General features: G+C 65.4%; 22 protein-coding genes. 9 read left to right on the plus strand and 13 right to left on the minus strand.

Going from position 1 to position 16322, the window contains the following annotated elements; all coding sequences use genetic code 11:
• Positions 1–17: 17 nt before the first annotated feature.
• Complete coding sequence (locus FOC84_RS01340) at positions 18–950, plus strand: LysR substrate-binding domain-containing protein (protein WP_173142849.1); 933 nt, start codon at positions 18–20, stop codon at positions 948–950.
• Between the two features lie 103 nt (positions 951–1053).
• Here FOC84_RS01340 and FOC84_RS33510 read toward each other — a convergent pair whose 3' ends face one another.
• From FOC84_RS33510 to FOC84_RS01365, 6 genes are all read right to left on the minus strand, one after another.
• On the minus strand, positions 1054–1269 hold the full coding sequence (locus FOC84_RS33510; protein ID WP_013392952.1) for a hypothetical protein: 216 nt from the start codon (positions 1267–1269) through the stop codon (positions 1054–1056).
• Positions 1270–1372: 103 nt separating this feature from the next.
• A complete protein-coding gene (locus tag FOC84_RS01345; RefSeq protein ID WP_173142850.1) occupies positions 1373–2479 on the minus strand; it encodes an AGE family epimerase/isomerase in 1107 nt (368 codons plus the stop codon).
• 148 nt (positions 2480–2627) lie between these two features.
• Complete coding sequence (locus FOC84_RS01350) at positions 2628–2840, minus strand: hypothetical protein (RefSeq protein ID WP_008159938.1); 213 nt, start codon at positions 2838–2840, stop codon at positions 2628–2630.
• Positions 2841–3170: 330 nt separating this feature from the next.
• Entirely contained in the window at positions 3171–3395 is a 225-nt protein-coding gene (locus tag FOC84_RS01355; RefSeq protein WP_173142851.1) for a hypothetical protein, read from the minus strand.
• 50 nt (positions 3396–3445) lie between these two features.
• Positions 3446–4192, minus strand: coding sequence for a sulfite exporter TauE/SafE family protein (locus FOC84_RS01360; RefSeq protein WP_173142852.1), 747 nt, complete (start codon positions 4190–4192; stop codon positions 3446–3448).
• Positions 4193–4292: 100 nt separating this feature from the next.
• Positions 4293–5204, minus strand: a complete 912-nt coding sequence (locus FOC84_RS01365; protein WP_173142853.1) for a DMT family transporter — start codon at positions 5202–5204, stop codon at positions 4293–4295.
• A gap of 160 nt (positions 5205–5364) precedes the next feature.
• On the opposite strand from FOC84_RS01365, the gene FOC84_RS01370 reads away from it, so the two are divergent.
• Together FOC84_RS01370 and FOC84_RS01375 are read left to right on the plus strand one after the other, a co-directional pair.
• A complete protein-coding gene (locus FOC84_RS01370; protein ID WP_006226939.1) occupies positions 5365–5835 on the plus strand; it encodes an Lrp/AsnC family transcriptional regulator in 471 nt (156 codons plus the stop codon).
• A 101-nt stretch (positions 5836–5936) separates the two neighbouring features.
• Positions 5937–6170 carry a hypothetical protein gene (locus FOC84_RS01375; RefSeq protein ID WP_173142854.1) on the plus strand — a complete coding sequence of 78 codons (234 nt, stop codon included), beginning with the start codon at positions 5937–5939 and terminating at the stop codon, positions 6168–6170.
• Positions 6171–6238: 68 nt separating this feature from the next.
• On the opposite strand, the gene FOC84_RS01380 is transcribed toward FOC84_RS01375, so the two are convergent.
• From FOC84_RS01380 to FOC84_RS01390, 3 genes are all read right to left on the minus strand, one after another.
• Positions 6239–6832, minus strand: a complete 594-nt coding sequence (locus FOC84_RS01380; protein ID WP_173142855.1) for a BPSL1445 family SYLF domain-containing lipoprotein — start codon at positions 6830–6832, stop codon at positions 6239–6241.
• Between the two features lie 122 nt (positions 6833–6954).
• Entirely contained in the window at positions 6955–7137 is a 183-nt protein-coding gene (locus tag FOC84_RS01385) for a hypothetical protein (protein WP_254241874.1), read from the minus strand.
• 266 nt (positions 7138–7403) lie between these two features.
• Positions 7404–8267 (minus strand): MurR/RpiR family transcriptional regulator, encoded by an 864-nt coding sequence (locus tag FOC84_RS01390; RefSeq protein ID WP_173142857.1) that lies wholly within the window; start codon positions 8265–8267, stop codon positions 7404–7406.
• Between the two features lie 117 nt (positions 8268–8384).
• Between FOC84_RS01390 and FOC84_RS01395 the strand changes: the two genes are divergently transcribed.
• Together FOC84_RS01395 and FOC84_RS01400 are read left to right on the plus strand one after the other, a co-directional pair.
• Positions 8385–9383, plus strand: a complete 999-nt coding sequence (locus tag FOC84_RS01395; protein ID WP_173142858.1) for a Bug family tripartite tricarboxylate transporter substrate binding protein — start codon at positions 8385–8387, stop codon at positions 9381–9383.
• 10 nt (positions 9384–9393) lie between these two features.
• Positions 9394–10347, plus strand: coding sequence for a succinylglutamate desuccinylase/aspartoacylase domain-containing protein (locus FOC84_RS01400; protein ID WP_173142859.1), 954 nt, complete (start codon positions 9394–9396; stop codon positions 10345–10347).
• Positions 10348–10377: 30 nt separating this feature from the next.
• On the opposite strand, the gene FOC84_RS01405 is transcribed toward FOC84_RS01400, so the two are convergent.
• On the minus strand, positions 10378–10812 hold the full coding sequence (locus FOC84_RS01405; RefSeq protein ID WP_173142860.1) for a GNAT family acetyltransferase: 435 nt from the start codon (positions 10810–10812) through the stop codon (positions 10378–10380).
• A gap of 250 nt (positions 10813–11062) precedes the next feature.
• On the minus strand, positions 11063–11977 hold the full coding sequence (locus FOC84_RS01410) for a PhzF family phenazine biosynthesis protein (RefSeq protein ID WP_173142861.1): 915 nt from the start codon (positions 11975–11977) through the stop codon (positions 11063–11065).
• Between the two features lie 204 nt (positions 11978–12181).
• Here FOC84_RS01410 and FOC84_RS01415 point away from each other — a divergent pair, with 204 nt between their 5' ends.
• Both FOC84_RS01415 and FOC84_RS01420 read left to right on the plus strand, forming a co-directional pair.
• Entirely contained in the window at positions 12182–12553 is a 372-nt protein-coding gene (locus tag FOC84_RS01415) for a hypothetical protein (RefSeq protein ID WP_173142862.1), read from the plus strand.
• Positions 12554–12640: 87 nt separating this feature from the next.
• Complete coding sequence (locus FOC84_RS01420) at positions 12641–13279, plus strand: hypothetical protein (protein WP_173142863.1); 639 nt, start codon at positions 12641–12643, stop codon at positions 13277–13279.
• A 22-nt stretch (positions 13280–13301) separates the two neighbouring features.
• On the opposite strand, the gene FOC84_RS01425 is transcribed toward FOC84_RS01420, so the two are convergent.
• Positions 13302–13709 (minus strand): winged helix-turn-helix transcriptional regulator, encoded by a 408-nt coding sequence (locus FOC84_RS01425; protein WP_173142864.1) that lies wholly within the window; start codon positions 13707–13709, stop codon positions 13302–13304.
• Positions 13710–13804: 95 nt separating this feature from the next.
• Between FOC84_RS01425 and FOC84_RS01430 the strand changes: the two genes are divergently transcribed.
• A complete protein-coding gene (locus tag FOC84_RS01430) occupies positions 13805–14227 on the plus strand; it encodes a DoxX family protein (protein WP_173142865.1) in 423 nt (140 codons plus the stop codon).
• 150 nt (positions 14228–14377) lie between these two features.
• Positions 14378–15145, plus strand: a complete 768-nt coding sequence (locus FOC84_RS01435) for a pirin family protein (RefSeq protein WP_254241876.1) — start codon at positions 14378–14380, stop codon at positions 15143–15145.
• Positions 15146–15198: 53 nt separating this feature from the next.
• Here FOC84_RS01435 and FOC84_RS01440 read toward each other — a convergent pair whose 3' ends face one another.
• Entirely contained in the window at positions 15199–16110 is a 912-nt protein-coding gene (locus FOC84_RS01440) for a 2-hydroxyacid dehydrogenase (protein WP_367949480.1), read from the minus strand.
• Positions 16111–16322: the final 212 nt, after the last annotated feature.

Here is a 16322-nt window from a genome sequence, read left to right on the forward strand (position 1 = left end):
ACCATTGGTCATGCTAGATGCGGCTGCACTCGCCCTCCATGTCCGAACTGCACGCCTTCGTGACGGCGGCGCGCCTGGGCAGCTTCACGCGCGCCGCGGACGTGCTGTGCGTCACCCAGGGCGCCGTCAGCCGGGCCATTTCCCGCCTGGAAGCGCATTTCGGCCAACCGCTGATGCATCGCAACGCCCATGGCCTGACCCTGACCGACACCGGGCGCCGCCTGTACGAGGGCACGCAAGGCCCCTTGCGGGAGATCGAGTCGCTCAGCGCCGGCTTGCGCGCCGACGACCGCCGCCAGCGCCTGACGCTGTCGACGGTGCCGACGCTGGCGAGCGCCTGGCTGCTGCCCCGCCTGTCCGACTTTCACGCACGCCATCCCGACATCCAGCTCGGCTTCGCGGCCTATCGCCGCAACGAGGACTTTTCGGGCGCGACGCCCGACGCCAGCATCCTGTCCGGCATGCCGGAGCAATGGCCGGGCTGGCAGGTGGACTACGTGATCGGGCGTGAATTGGTCGTGATCTGCCACCCCGCCCGGCTGGCGGCGCGGCGCGCGCAGGGACTCTGGGACACGCCGGCCGGCCTTCTCGGAGAGCCGCTGCTGTATCACTCGAACGGCATGGACAACTGGGTGCAATGGCTGGCCGCCGCCGGCGTGCCGCGCGCCTCGGTCCAGCTGTCCAATGGCTTTGACCAAGTGTCCATCCTGGTCCGCGCCGTCATGGCCGACATGGGCATCGCCGTGCTGCAGCGCTGCCTGGTCCGCGACGACCTGCAGGCGGGGCGCGTGGCGGCCCCCTTTCCCGACTTGCCGATACGCATCGCCCGCGGCTACCACCTGTGCGCGCCGGCGCAGCGGCGCGACCATTACGCGCTGGCCTGTTTCCGCCAGTGGCTGCTCGAGACGGCCGGGCAAGACCCCGACGTGCTGGCCGCCGGTCCCGGCTGAAAGCCGATCCGGCGAAACATGTGGTTTCGCGTCACCGTGGCAAATGCTACGGAATGAAAACGGGCTCCTGTGAGGAGCCCGTTCAGATGACGCGGCGCAATGCTCAGGGTGCGAGCTTGAAGCCCAGGTCCACGCCCCATTTGTCGGTTTCACGCAGCCATTTCGCTCCGCAGCTCAGGCAGCGGAAGTGGTCTTCACGGCTTTCTTCCCGACCTTTCTGCGTCGGGTTGGTGAATCCCTGATGCCCCAGATGGGCATGCGGCGCAACGCCAGCAAGCCCAGGGTTAATGCGTTGGCAAGCCAGGCACATAACGCTCATTGATGCTTCCCTACAAACATAGTAACTAAATTGTAAGGGATTCCACCAATACTTTTCTATCAATATATGACGCTAAATCCAAAAATAATTGTTAACGCCACAATTAAACAACGGTCGGCATGGCGGACAGGCAGGTAGCCAGGTGGTACGGCGAGGTCGAAGGCATGTCCGCGCGCACCACCGCCCCGTCCGCGTCCAGGCATTCGTACCAGCCGCCGGCGTGCAGGAAACGCGCGCGGAACATGGCCAGGCCCGCCTCCAGCGCGGGCAGATCGCCCAGCACGCCGAGCACCCGCAGATACTCGGTCTGCGCCCAGATCCGGCGCGTGCCGTCGATGACGGCGCCGGACTCGTTCAACGAGGCCGCCACCCCGCCCGCGTCCACGCCATGGCGGCGCGACCAGCGCACCGCGCGCGGCAGCGATTCCGCCAGGTCCAGGCCGTCGAACACCTCGGCCGAGCCGTGCACCAGCGACAGCCATTCGAACTGGTGCCCGGGCTCCAGGCGGTTGCCGGCAGTGCCTTGCCGCTCCTCAGAAATGCACTGCGAGGGCGCGTGCACGAAGAAATGGCTGATGCCTTGCGCCAGGCCGCGCAGACGCTGCGCGTACAGCGCGGGCTCCGCGACCTGGGCCGCAGCCAGATACGCCTCGGTCAGATGCATCATGGGATTCTGCGCGGGCGCGCGCAGCGGCTGGCTCAGGTCCGGGCTGAGCGCCGCGTGGTACAGCCCATCGGCGGTCTTGAAGCGCGCCTCGATGGTCGAGGACGTGGCCAGCATGAGCTTGCGCGCATCCGCGTTGCGGCTGCGGCGGAAATAGGCAGCGCAAGCCAGCACGATGAAGGCATGGGTATACAGATCCTGCGTTTCGTCCAGCGCGCGCGCCTGGCCGTCCACGCTGTAGCGCCAGCCGCCGTGGACCTCGTCGCGGAACACGCGCCGCAGCGACTCGAACAGCAGGCCGGCATGCGCGCCCGCGGCAGCGCCGGGCGCTTCCGAAAAAACATAGAGCTGGCGCGCGCAAGCCATGGCGCGGTAGCGCTCGGCCGGCAGCGCGGCGCCAGTGGCCGCGTCCAGCGATTCAAAGGGCAGGCCGAGCGCGCCATTGAAACCCGGCCCCATCCAGAGGGGCAGGACAACGGAATCAAAGTGGTCTCGGAATGCGCGGAGGTGTTCCGCAAGTGAAGAGTTGGTCTGTGCGGCAGTCATCTTGGAACGGCGCATACCCAATGAGGGCCCCAGATTTTGGAGCAGCAACGATAACCGAAATCTTCGTCGCAAACCTTTGAGTATTCTCCGAAGCGTCATGCTCACACAGACCGGTCCCGCCTATCAGCTCCGTCCAGGGCGCAGCGCCCTATCGGAAGATGTTTTCCTCTACCCAGTTCTGCGCGAATACTTCCGCGCGATCGCGTGCTTCGTCCAACGAAGCGCAGTTGCCCAAGTGGGAAAACGCGGCATCCACTTCGGTGCCGCCCTCAGCCGTAACCGTCAGCAGTACGCCATATCCGCCGGTATCCATGGCCGCTGTGGAAACGTCGATCAGAACTTCCTGGTCACGATGCTGCATGTGCTACCTCCCAGTCGGTTACCTAAACGCGTGAACCACGCGTGACGTTGCGGGAGCAGAATTCCCGCGCAAATGAATAGACCTGCAAACGTCACGCAAGTTCATCTTACTGGCGACTCGGCGCCCGCGATACGTCGAAAAGCAGCCAAATCGCGCAATCCCTGTCAGGAAATTCCCGTAGCGCGGCCCGAATAGTCGCGAATCTGCGAAATACTGCGAAAACATTCGCAAATTGTGTGGGAAATACCGGCACCAAACGATCAAGACGCGGCGAAACGCGGAATGCGGTTTCAAGCCGTTCCTGTTGTCGACATAATCGGATTTGGCGGACTATCGCAAATGGATCGCGCCGGGCTCTTCCATGCGCAGGGAGAGCTTGCCCTTCTCGGTGATGAGCCAGCGGCCATCGGCGCCGGCCTCGATGCAACGCAGCGTCTGCAGCGCCTGCGCCACGTGCGCGGGCACTTCAGTCTGGGCGGCGCCGGGCTCGCCATTGTCGGCCACGATGCGCAGCCAATGTCCCAGCTCGCCTTTCTCGAAACGGTGCAATGCCATGCGGTGATTCTCTCTTGAATACCCAACGATAGCATGCCGCCGTACCCGTCCTAGGACAGCAGCTTCGGCAACGACGACGCGAGCAGCGCCACACCCGACACGGTGAGCAGGCCCAGCACGATGCGGCGGAACGCCACGTCGCTGATGCCCACGTACACGCGCGTGCCCCACAGGGTAGGCACCAGCATCGCCGGCAGGATCACCGCGAACAGCGGCAGCATGTCGCGCGTGACCACGCCGGTGTAGACATAGCTCGCCATCGTCACCACCAGCATCGACAGATTGAAGTTCTGGATCACCGCGCGCTGCACGTCGCGGTCGAAGCGGCGCAGGGTGCACCACAGGGTCGGAATGACGCCGGTGAACCCGCCGATGCCGCCCATGACGCCGCCCATCGCGCCCACCACGCCGTCGGCCAATCTTCCGCCCGCGGTAATGGGCGGCAAGCGCGTCGCAAACAGCATGACGGGACACCAGACCGCCAGCAGTCCGCCGACCAGCGCCTTGAACATCAGCGGATCCAGGTAGGGCAGCAACTTGACGCCCAGCGGAATGCCCAGCAATCCGCCCGCCACGAACGGCAGCAGATGCGCCATCCCGAAACCCCGGCGCACGGTAAACGCGGCCAGCAATTGGCCGGTCAACGAGCCGAACACCACCATGGCGGCCGCGAGCTTCGGATCTACCGTCCAGGCCCAGAAGGACATGGCCACCATGCCAAAGCCGAAGCCCGACAGGCCCTGCACGAAACCGGCGGCCATGGCGCCCGCCGCGACCAGCACATATAAGGAATCCATATCCGCCGCACGCCCGCATAAGAAGCCGGAACCGGTCCCGGCGCACGACATTCTAGACCGCGCGGATCTCTCGTCCCTGCGCTGCGCGCGTCTCTGCGGGTTACGAAGGACGCAGCGCCAGCGGCCGCTTCAAGCGCGTGGCCGCGGCCGACGCCGCCACGCTGGCGCCGATCAGCGCCAGGCCCAGCGCCAGGTCGGCGGAGATGTGCTCCTGGAACACCAGCGACGACACGATCAGCCCGATCACGGGCACGCACAGCATGGCGATCGAGGTCGCCACCGGCGGCATCTTCTGCGTCATGCCCAGCACCACGATGAAGGTCAGCGCCGTGGCCAGCGGGCCGGTGTACAGGATTACCGGCCATGCCTCAGGCTCGGCCAGGAAGACAGGCGCGCCATCGCGCATCCACGCCAGCGCGGCCAGCGGCAGCGCCGCGATGGCCGTCTGCCACGGAATCATGTCCGCGCCCAGGCGGATATGCCGGTTGCCGCGCAACTGGATGATGTTGCAGGCCCAGGCGAAGGACGCGCCCAGCAGCATCGCCAGGCCTATGACGGAGTGCGCCTGCCAGGGACTGAACGCGGGCGCGACGATGACGACGATGCCGGCATAGCTCAACGCCGTCGCCAGCCATTGCGCCAGCGACAGGCGTTCTTTGAGGATCAGCGAGGACAGCGGAATGACCCAGATGGAAGTGGCGTAGGCGATCACGGACGCGCGCCCCGGCGCCACGTACTGCAAGGCCCACAGCGCCAGCGCGGTGAACGCGCCCATCTGCAGCAGCGCGACCCCCGCCACCAGCGGCATTTCCTGCCGCGTGGGCAGGCGCAGGCGGCCCAGCATGCCCAGCACCAGCGCGCTGATCAGCGCGGCCGAGCCGAAGCGGCTGGCGGCCAGCCAGAGCGGGCTCATGTGCGCCAGCCCCAGCTTCATGACCGGCCAATTGCCGCCCCAGATGGCTACCGCGCCGACCAGCGGCAAAAACCTGCCCAACGTGCTCTGCTGACTCATTACTGCCCGATCTACCGCTTGAATATTCCGTGCTTTGGCCTGATTGCCAAATGAAGGAATAGTTTATAGGGTAAACCCCAGCATATTTGACTGCATTGAAGCGCATTACCCGTCATACTCGGCACGGATGAATTGCCGAATGACCGTAACTGGGTGACTTATGCCGGAAATCAACCTGGATGCCACCGACATCCGCATCCTCAATGAACTGCAGCGCGATGCGCGGCTGACCAATGTCGAGCTTGCCGCGCGCGTGAACCTGTCCGCCTCGCCCTGTCTGGCGCGCGTGCGCCGGCTCGAAACCGAAGGCCTGATCGACCGCCGCGTCACGCTGCTCAACGCCCGCAAGCTGGGCCTGAAGGTCAACGTGTTCATCCAGATCTCGCTGGACAAACAGCGCAAGGCGGCGCTGGACGTGTTCGAACGCGAGATCGCGGTCCTGCCGGAAATCATGGAGTGCTACCTGATGTCGGGCGACGCCGACTACCTGATCCGCGCCCTGGTGCCGGACGTCGACGCGCTGGAGCGGTTGATCGTCGAGCACATCACCCGCATCCCGGGCGTGGCCAGCATCCGTTCCAGCTTCGCGTTGAAACAGGTGCTGTACACCACCGCCGTCCCGCTCGCGTGAAGCCCGCGGCGCCGACTTGCGGGATCGCGTGAGCCCCTCCACAATGAAAGCGCCGAGCGCCCGCGCCGGCATCCCTCCCATCGCCTAGCAAGGAGAACACCATGCCTGAAACCGACTGGTTCCCCGGCGGCACGCTACCCGATCGTCAGGGCTACTTCGAAGTGGAATTCGAAACGGGTGAAACCGAAATCACACGCTACGGCATGCTCGGCTGGGAGCCCGAGCAGGACCGCGGCCCCATCAAGCGCTGGCGCGGCCTCGACCCGGCCATCGAAGCCGCCGAAATGCAACGCGAGAGCGCGGTGCGCAACAACGGCGACGCCCTCATGGGCTGAGGCGCCGGCTGAGGCGCCAAACAAAAACGCCGCGGAGGATATCCGCGGCGTTTTGCTTGGCAGGCAGTTCAAAGATCCAGCTTGGAGATCTTGGTGCCGGCCAAGGACACGCCCGCCATCAGGCCACCGTTGTTCATCACGAAACCGACGATGGGCTGCTGCGCCGTGTTCGTGTCAATGCGGCCATTGGCGCCGACATTGACGACCGCGACCGTGGCGTCCGCGCCCACCGTCCAGCCGCTGCTGTTGCGGAACTTGGTCAGCGCCTCGTCCGTCATGAACAGCAGCACCATGGCCTTGGACTGCGCGCCGGCCTGGAAGCCGACGGAACCCGCCGTGGTGCTGTAGTAGCCGGCAGTGGAGCTGCCCACGCGCAGCACGCCCTTGCCATGCTCGGCGCCGATGATGAAGCTGCCGCTCAACACATCAGGAAAGATCAGCACGCCCCGGGCGCGCGCGACCAGTTCCTTGGACTGCGGCGACGCTTGATAGAGCTTGCCCAAGGTGGCATCGGCCGCGCTGTTCAACGACTGGCGCTGTTCAGTGGCGGTTGCCGAGGATTTGGGACTGGTGGTGGTGCAGCCGGTAAACATCAGGCCGGCCACGCCGATCGCCGCGGCGGCCAAGCCTGCGCGACGCAAGACAGGAAAAGTATCAAACATGGAACTCTCCTTTTTTGTTGTCACCCTTTACCAATGTACCGGGCAAATCCGCCAGCGCAAAGCACACGATTGTGTGAAAAGAAACAAAAAAAACTGCCTGCTGTCGGGGTTGCGGTTTGCCGCTACAGGATGCCGTAACGCGGTTCGCCCGTGGATCCGTCGACCGACACGATGCCGGACAGCACCAGTTCGGCATGGCGCCGCGCAATACCGGGATCGTCGAAGGTCACGAAACGCGGCAGCGACCAGCGCCGCTCGAGTTCGCCCTCCGCCCTGCGGCATACCGCAATCTCGATAGCCAACATGCCAGTATCCAACCGGATGACCTGACATTCCACCTCGAATCCATCGATATGACGCTGTGGCCATGCGCCCATTTCTTGCTCCTGAAACTGCTTTACCCGGCCGCAATATGCCAAAAAACTTTTGGCTTGAAAAGCAATGTTTTCAAGGAGTTATGGCGTACTAGCGCAGCTAGTGCGAACGCATCTTGCAGCCCACTGAAATGGCCGCGAATCAGCCCGTTTCCTGCTCTTTTGCGCCGCGACTGCGCAACGTCGCGCAGTCGCTTTCAGCCGCCCGGCGGACGGATCCATTGCGCGTCCCACAAGCCTTCGCCGCGTTCGAGCGCCGCGCCCAATGCCTGCTTGCTGCGCTGCGCCACCGCCGCGAGCAAGGCATTGCAAACGGAAAAGGCCGCGGTGTAGGAATCGAAAGGCGATGCGCTGGAACTGCGCGCGATCAGCACGTGATGGGCCGACGCCGCGGCGGGCGCCGATGCCGAATCGGTGATCAGGATCACCTTGCCGCCCCGTTGCCGGAAGTACTGCACCGCCTTGGCCGCGGCAACCGAGTAGCGCCTGAAGGTAAACGCCAGCAACACGTCGGCCTCGTCGATCCACAGCAGCTGGTCTTCCAGGAACAGCGGGCCGGCGGCGACCATGGGCTTGACCGAAGGCAGGCACAGGTTCAGATAAAGCGCCACGTGGCTGGCCAGGGGCGCGGCCTGGCGCAGGCCCAGCACATGCACCCGCCCCTTGCGTTGCGTCAGCAGCCGCACGGCGGCCTCGAAGGCCGCCACGTCGATCGATGCGTAGGTCTCCTTCAGGTTGTGCTGGTCGTGCAGCAAGGCGTTATGCAAGCAGGCTCGCGGCGAGGGCTTGTCGGCGCCGACCACGTCCGCGCGCTCGCCGGGCGAGGCCAGGCGCGCCGTCACTTCCGCGCGCGCCTCCATCTGCGCCTGCGCATAGCTGTCGTAGCCGAGCTTGGCCAGCAGGCGCACCACGGTGGACGCGCTGGTGCCGACCTGCCTGGCCAGCGCCGTCGCCGATTCCAGCAGGCTTTGCGGATAGCGCGCCTGCATCTCCTCGACCAGCACTTGTTCGCTCTTGCTGAGCTTGCGGCCATAGCCGGCAATACGTTGGTGCAGGTTCATCCTTGCATGGCCCTAGGTGATAACCCCAAATTTCACAACACTCATTGCATCTTATATTGCTGCCTGCAATATTCATTGCAAATTAGACCAAACCCGCAGTCACCACAAGAGAATTCCATGAAGCATCACCCCCAGGGGCCGTCCTTGGCCCGCCGCAGCCTGGTCCTGGCCGGCCTGGGCGCCGCCTTGCTGCCATTGGCCGCGCGCGCCGACGCCTATCCTTCGCGCCCCGTCACGCTGGTCGTCCCCTTTCCTGCGGGCGGCTCCGTCGACCTGATCGGCCGGCTGTACGCGGACGCCCTGGGCAAGGCGCTGGGTACCAGCATCATCATCGAGAACCGCGACGGCGCGGGCGGCGCCATCGGCAGCAAGCGCGTCGCGCGCGCAGCGCCGGACGGCTACACGCTGGTCGCGTCCTCGCAAAGCTCGCACCTGGCCAACCCGCTGATGCGCAATGACCTGGGCTACGACCCGATCAAGGACTTCGTCTCGATTTCGCAGCTGTCGCGCACGCCCAATGTGCTGGTGACCAACGCCGCCGTGCCCGCGCGCAACCTGGCCGAATTCGTCGCGCTGTTGAAGGCGCGCCCCGATCAACTGCACTATGCCACCGCGGGCATCGGCAGCATGGGCCAACTCAACGCCGAGCTGCTCAAGAACACCTTGCAGCTACAGGCCGTGCACGTGCCCTATCGTGGCGGCGCACCGCTGATCAACGCCCTGCTCTCCGATCAGGCGCAGTTCGCGCTGGACAACCTCGCGCCCTTCCTGCCGCACATCCAGGTCGGCAAGATGCGCGCGCTGGCGGTGGCCGCCCCCAAGCGCCTGGACTCCCTGCCCGACGTGCCTACCTTCGAGGAACTGGGTTACCCCGTGCTCAACTCCATGTCGTGGATCGGCCTGGCCGCGCCCGCCGGCACGCCGCCCGCCATCGTGCAGAAGCTGCTGGCCGCCGTGCGCACCGCCGCCACCGAGGACGGCATGCCGCAATCCCTGGAAAAGGCCGGCGCGCTGCCGCCCGAGAACCAGACGCCGCAGCAGTTCACCGCCATGATGTCCGAGCGCCTGGCGTTGTACAAAGACCTGATCGACCGCGCCGGCATCCGTCCTGAATAGGCCACACTCCATGAAAAATCCCGCATTCGAACCCGACACTGCTCCGCTCGAAGTCCTGCCGCGCAATCTCTCGGCCTACCGCGAGGGCAATGTCGGCATCCCCTACGTGCACCGTTTCGAGTCGGGCCGTCCCGGCCCGCACGTGCTGATCAACGCCATCACGCACGGCAATGAAATCTGCGGCATGGTGGCTGCGACCCATCTGCTGGACAGCGGCGTGCGCCCCAAGATCGGCACGCTCACGGTCAGCTTCGCGCACGTCGAAGCCTATGAAGCCTTCGATATCGAGAACCCCTACGAGAACCGCCAGCTGGTCCACAACCTGAACCGCATCTGGTCGGCGGCCATGCTGGACGGCCCGGAAGACAGCCCCGAACTGCGCCGCGCCCGCGAGCTGCGTCCGGTGCTCGACGCCGCCGACTTCGTGCTGGACATTCATTCCACCCGCGCGCCGGTGCAACCCTTCTGGGTCTACACGGAAATGGACCGCAACACGGCGCTGGCCAGCGCCGTCGGCATCCCGCAGGTGCATCTGGTGATGCCGCCCGACCTCTTTCCGGGCACCGGCGTCATGGGCTACGGCCGCCATGGTGATCCGCACTCCGACAGCAATGGCTCGCTGGTGGTCGAATGCGGCCAGCATTTCGCGCAATCCGCCGCCGACCTGGCCACGGACGTCACGCTGCGCTTCCTGGCGCACACGGGCCTGATCGACATGCCCGCCGGCACGCCGCCTCCGCCCGCGCCGCAGCGCTACCGCCTGCTCGAAGTGCACATGGTGAAGTCCGAGGACTTCACCTTCACCCGTCCGGTCATCGGCTTCGAAACCTACGCCAAGGGTGAACTCATCGCCATGAACGGCACCGAGGAAATCCGTTCGCCCTGCGACGACTGCACCATCTTCATGCCCACCCGCATGCCCATCGTGGGCCGCGAAGCGGTGTACCTGACCGTGGCGATCTGATCGCCGCCCGCCGGCGCCTGATATGGGTCGTCAAAGATCCGGAATCAGGCGCTTGCCCAGGCTGATGACCTCGTCCTGCTGAAAGCCCAGGGCCGCATAGAAGTCCTTCACGGCAACGTTGCCCGAGCGTATCAGCAGATTGATCTTGGGGCAGCCCATGGCCAGCAGCTTGCGCTCGACCGCCTGCATCAGCGCGGTCGCATGGCCACGGCGCTGATGCGCGGGCGATACCGCCAGGTAGTTGATCCAGGCGCGGTGGCCGTCATAGCCGCCCATCAGCGTCGCGACGATCGCGCCGTCCGCCTCCCCCACCAGGAACAGATCCGCTTGCACCGCGAGCTTGCGCGCAATGTCCTTGCGCGGATCGTTCCATGGGCGGGTCAGGCCGCAGTCATGCCACAGCTGGATGATCGCGGCTTCGTCGGTCGAATGGTAGGGCCGGATGGCGAGGTCTTGCGCACTCATGCTTCGTTCCTTCAAGGATGGCAACGAAAGCCTTGCGATACGCCTCGACAGCGGGACCAGCCAGAAACAAAAAAGCCACGAGGGGTATCGTGGCTTTCAGGGATAGTCGCCGAGGGTTCGGCGCCTGGACGTGACTGGCCACTCAACGTAGACGTCGAGTGATTCGTCGGCAAGCGGCGCCGGAGATCGGCGCGAAATGCGGTGCGGTCATGCGGGCAAGCATACACGAGCCCCCGCGGCGCCGCCAAGCTCAAGACACATCAGGCGCCGCCAGCGTGCCTTCCATGACCACCACGGCCTCGCCCGCCACGCCCGCCCACACGCCGTCGGCGCGCGGTTCGGCGTGGGCCAGCAGCACGCTGGCGCGCCCCATGTCCACGCCCTGCTCCACCCGCAGGCGCAGCGCGCCATCCCCGCGCAAGGCCGCGCGCAAGGCCGTCATGGCCGCCGTCGCGCTGCCGGTCGCGGGGTCTTCCGTCATGCGCCCGGTAAACATGCGGGCCTGCACATCCGGCTGTCCACCCGCCCCGCCCGAGCGGGTGTCGGTGGTATAGGCATAGATGGACTTCGCGCCGTCCAGCGGCAGCAGGGCCGCGTAGCCCGCCGGGTCGGGCACGGCCCGGCGCAAGGCGTCGCGGCTGGCCAACTGCACCACCAGGAAGATCAGGCCGACCGACGCCACCTGCGGCGCATGCGCGGAGGTATCGATGTCCGCGGGATCCAGGCTCAAGGCCCGCGCCACGGCGGCGGCCGGCGCCTCGCTGGCGCGCGACAAGGGTTGTGGCGCGAGCAGTTCCGCAGCGTCCACTCCCCTTGCGCCCGTCCGCAGCGCAATGCGCACCAGTCCCGCTTCCTCTTCGAACACGAAGGCATCCGGCACGGTCACGCCCGAAGCCGCCATTTCCCGCGCCAGCACCACGGCCGTGCCCACATTCGGATGTCCCGCGAACGGCACCTCGCGGTCGGGCGTGAAGATGCGCACCCAGGCCGTATGGGCAGGATTGCGCGGCGGCAGCACAAAGCTGGTTTCGGAATAGTTGAATTCGCGCGCGATGCGCTGCATCTGCGCCGCGCTCAGCCCTTGGGCGTCGAATACGACTGCCAGCGGATTGCCGCCGTACGCTTGGCTGGTGAACACATCGGCGGTGACATAACGGTAGCGCATGGGACGTCCTCTCAGGCCGCGCGGACTGCGTGGCGACCTGGGAAGTGTGCGCGGCCGGCGCCCTGCCCGCCAGACACAGAGACGGCGAATCGAGACCGTAACAGCGGGTGGATTTGGCATAGACTATGCCCCACAAGCCCGGCGGCTCTTGCCGCTTTCCAGCCGCCGGCACATGACGATTTGCGCACGCCCGGAACCCGCCATATGTCCACGGTACGCACCTACTTCGAGAACCGCCTGCCTGCCGGCGAACTTGCCCGACTGATGCTGGCGCAGGAGCCGTTCTTTCTTGAGAACATCGTCGACATCGATCAAACCGCGGCGGCGATGCAGTCGTTCTGCCATGAACACAGGCTGACCGCGCAGGTGCTCAAGCAACCCTACAACCGCGGCATCACGGGTTGGGATCTGGCCAGCTTTCTTCCCGCCTGGATCGGCGCCCTGGCGCTTGGCCTGTTTGCCGCCACCACCCTGGGCAGGCGACGAACGGACGTCACCATCAAACTGCGCAGCAACAGCCTGCTCGAAGTGTGTTTTTCCCGGCCTGCCCCACGTCCAGGCGCCGCCCTGCCTTGATCTCCGCCGCGCGCCGCCCTCCTGTCTTGCATCAACCTAGCCGCCACGCAGGCCCAGTACAATGTCCCATATATGGGGATGAAAAAAATGAAAGACAGTGCAAGGCCCGCGGGGGCTCTTACCGTCGAAGCGGCGGTACGTCTGGCGGAGAACTGGGCGCACGCACATCACGCGGATGCCGAACGAAGCCGGAAATTCGCGGCCCAGTGGCATCGGGACACCAGCCCCGACGACAGGCAAGGCGATGTACTGCTTAGGGATCTCGCCTTCTTTTTCCAAGCCGCTTCCAGCGACGCCGCTTACTGGCGCTCGGTCGGAGACTTCACCGAGGAAGCCACCGGCCCCTGGGGAGTCCAGGCGCTGAAAGCCTTGGCCGGCTTGAACCTCATCGGCCTGGCGGCGGCCTTCATCCTGTTTGCGGCGCGCGACAGCTCGGCTTTCACTGCAGGGGCGATCAGCGCCTGCGCCTTGTTCCTGGGCGGGCTGCTGCTGGCCTATCCGGCGCTGCGGCTCACCCGCATTTCCCGCTCCACGGCGAACGCCGCCTCGGCTTTGCAGAGCCGCGAGGCGGGCGCGGCATCGACCTGGGAACAGCTGCGCTCAGCCAATGACGGCAACCCCAATGTCGGCCGCAAGGAACGCAAGATCGCCCTGCGCCTGGCCGCCGCCATGGCCGCCACCGCCACGGCGGGCTGTGCGCTGCTGATTGCCACGGTGTGGTTCTAGCGGGCAACCAAGCCGGCGGCCGCTAGCGGTGTCGGGCCGGCTTCTCGCTCGCCGCCTGTGCCTGTGCATCGAAGGATTCCCTGGCCGCGTCGATATCGGCAATGTGCTGGCTGGCCCAGCATCCCAGCGCGATGACGGGCTCGGTGAGCGAGCGTCCCAGCGGTGTCAGCTCATACTCCACATGCGGCGGCATCACTGAAAAAACCGTGCGCTTGATGAGTCCGTCGCGCTCCAGCCCGCGCAGGCAAAGCGTCAGCATCCGTTGCGAAATGCCGTTGATGGTGCGTTTGATTTCGGTGAAACGACGCGGGCCATCGGACAGAATCATGATGATGAGGACGCTCCATTTTTCACCGATGCGCGCCAGCACTTGACTGATTTTTTGGCAGTCCTGCTCGTGCAAAGCGTGGAGCTTTTCAGTCACATTCATAATACCGAGTTCTCCTGATGTGCCGTATTGTGCACGATCGAGACCGTAGTTACATTGCTAGCCTCAGTCACAATTTTATACCGAGGCTACCCGCAATGAAGCTCCCCCACAGCAGCGCCGAGATACCGCCAGCGCAGCCCCAAGTCCGAATCTCCAAGTACGTTTCCCGAGGACTGCGCATCCTCGCCGCGGTCGTATTCCTTGCTGCAGGCGCAGCCAAACTGGCGGGCGTTCCCGCCATGGTCCAGCCCTTCGATCAACTCGGCATCGGACAATGGTTCCGCATCCTCACTGGCATCGTCGAGGTGATCGGCGGGGTAGCCGTCCTCATCCCCGCGACAGCCTTCCTCGGCGGACTACTGCTGAGCGCCACCATGATCGGCGCCCTGCTGGCCCATTCGTTCGTCATCGAGGGCAGTCCGGTTCCGGCCCTGGTGCTCCTGCTCATCACGGCTGCGATCACCTGGCAGCATCGTCCCAACGGGCTGGCCGCCGCCGCGCGTGCGGCCCGTGCCTGACACGGCGGACGCGACGCCATGAACGCCCTATCCACAAGCAGCCCGGCAGCGGCTACGCGGCCCATCGCGTACCGCACGTCCGGCCACAAGCACGGGCCCATCACCCGCCTCACGAGCCCTGCCGATCTGGGACAGTCCCTGAAGCCCTTCGTGTTGCTGGATCTCATCGATGTCAGCCCGGCAACGATGCAAGCCATCGCCGACAGGCCCTTGCATCCCCATTCGGGCATCGCCACGGTCACCCTCATCACCGAAGGCCATGTCCGATACGAGGATCCGGGCAAGGCATCCGGGACGCTCGGCTATGGCGGGGTCGAATGGATGCGGGCCGGCGGCGGCGTCTGGCACGGCAAGGAACTGTCGCCCGGCAAAGCGCCGCGGATCCAGGCGTTCCAGCTCTGGCTCGCCCTGCGCCCCGACCAGGAAAACAGCGCGCCAGTCAGCCGCTACATCGAGGCCCACGACATTCCTCGGACCGGTCCGGCGCACGTCATCCTGGGACGCCATGGCGACGCTCAAAGCCCCGTGCCCGCGCCGGAAGGCATCAACTACTTGCTCGTCACCCTGAAGCCGGGCGAATCCTGGACCTACCAGCCGCCGACAGGCCATTCTGTCGGATGGCTGGCCATCGCGCGAGGATCACTGGACGCGGGCACCCCTCTGGCCACTGGAGAAATGGCGGTTTTCGAACACGGCGAAACGCCCATCACGCTCACCTCGTCAGGCAAGGAGAACGCAGTTTTTATCTTGGGTTCGGCTGAGCCTCATCCGTACCCGCTGCACTTGGGCCATCACTCGATACATACGTCGGCGCAAGCGCTCGCGGCAGGCCAACGCCGCATCCTGGAATTAGAAAAAAAGCTGCGAGCGGCGGGAGACCGGCGCACTGAATCGGGGAGCATTCCCGTGTTCCGGTAAGGTCGCCGCGGATCCGTCTGCGCTTTTTCAAATTGATGGTTGCGGCAGTTCAGCTACGCCACGGGCGTCACCGCCCGCCCCGTCGTAAAAAACGACACCAGGTTCCGTATCGCCAGCTCCGCCATCTGGCGGCGCGTCTCGTGCGTGGCGCTGCCGATATGGGGCGCCAGGATCACGTTCGACATGTGCCGCAGCGGGCTCTCGCCCAGCGGCTCGCTTTCGAACACATCGAGCGCGGCGCCCTGGATGATGCCATTGGCCAGCGCATGGCACAGGTCGGCCTCGTGGACCACCGAGCCGCGGGCGACGTTGACGACCAGGCCCAGCGGACCCAGCGCCCGCAGCACGGCGGCATCGACGATATGGCGCGTTGCCGCGCCTCCGGGGCACGACAGGATCAGCACGTCCACATGGCGGGCCATGGCCTGCAGGGAATCGAAGTGCCGCCAGGGAACCTCCTGGCGCGCGCGGCCGAAGTAGCTGAGGTCCACTTCAAACGGCACGAGCCGCTGGGCGATCTCCTTGCCTATGCGCCCCAGGCCGACGATGCCGACCTTCTTGCCCGCCAGGCTCCCGCCCAGCGGAAAAGGCGCATCCTCCCATGCCCCGGTGCGCACGAAGCCGTCGGCCGCGGGCAGCTTGCGCAACAAAGCCAGCAACAGCCCCACCGCCAATTCGGCCACGGCCTTGTTCAGCACGTCCGGCGTGTTGGTCACGACGATGTTCTTCCGGCGCGCGTGGTCCAGCGCGATCCCGTCGTAGCCGACGCCGTTGGTGGCGATGATGCGCAGGCCCGGCAGCCGGTCCATCAGCTCGGCGGGAATCCGGTAGTTCGAACGCGTGACAATGCCGCCGATCGCGGCGGCCTGCGCGGGGTCGCTCTGAAGCGCCTCTTCCTCGATCAAGGTGAACATCGAACGGAACTGCGCTTCCACCGAATCGGGAAAAACCCCTACCTTGAGCAAAGGAGGAAACCTGCCGTCCCCATGCCCAGGGCTTGCTTCTGCTGCCTGGCGCGCTGCAGCCAGTTCATGCTCCATCATGGATTTCAACCTCGACGCTATTAACATATGGAAAATTGGCGCGATAAGCCTGTAACCCTCGCAGCCGGGTTCGTAGCGGTTCCTGCGATCTCCAACCTGAAGTTTCTCCTTTCAGGGCAATAGCCCATCGCATC

The organism is Achromobacter pestifer, from assembly GCF_013267355.1.
In the GTDB taxonomy this organism is placed as follows: domain Bacteria; phylum Pseudomonadota; class Gammaproteobacteria; order Burkholderiales; family Burkholderiaceae_B; genus Achromobacter; species Achromobacter pestifer_A.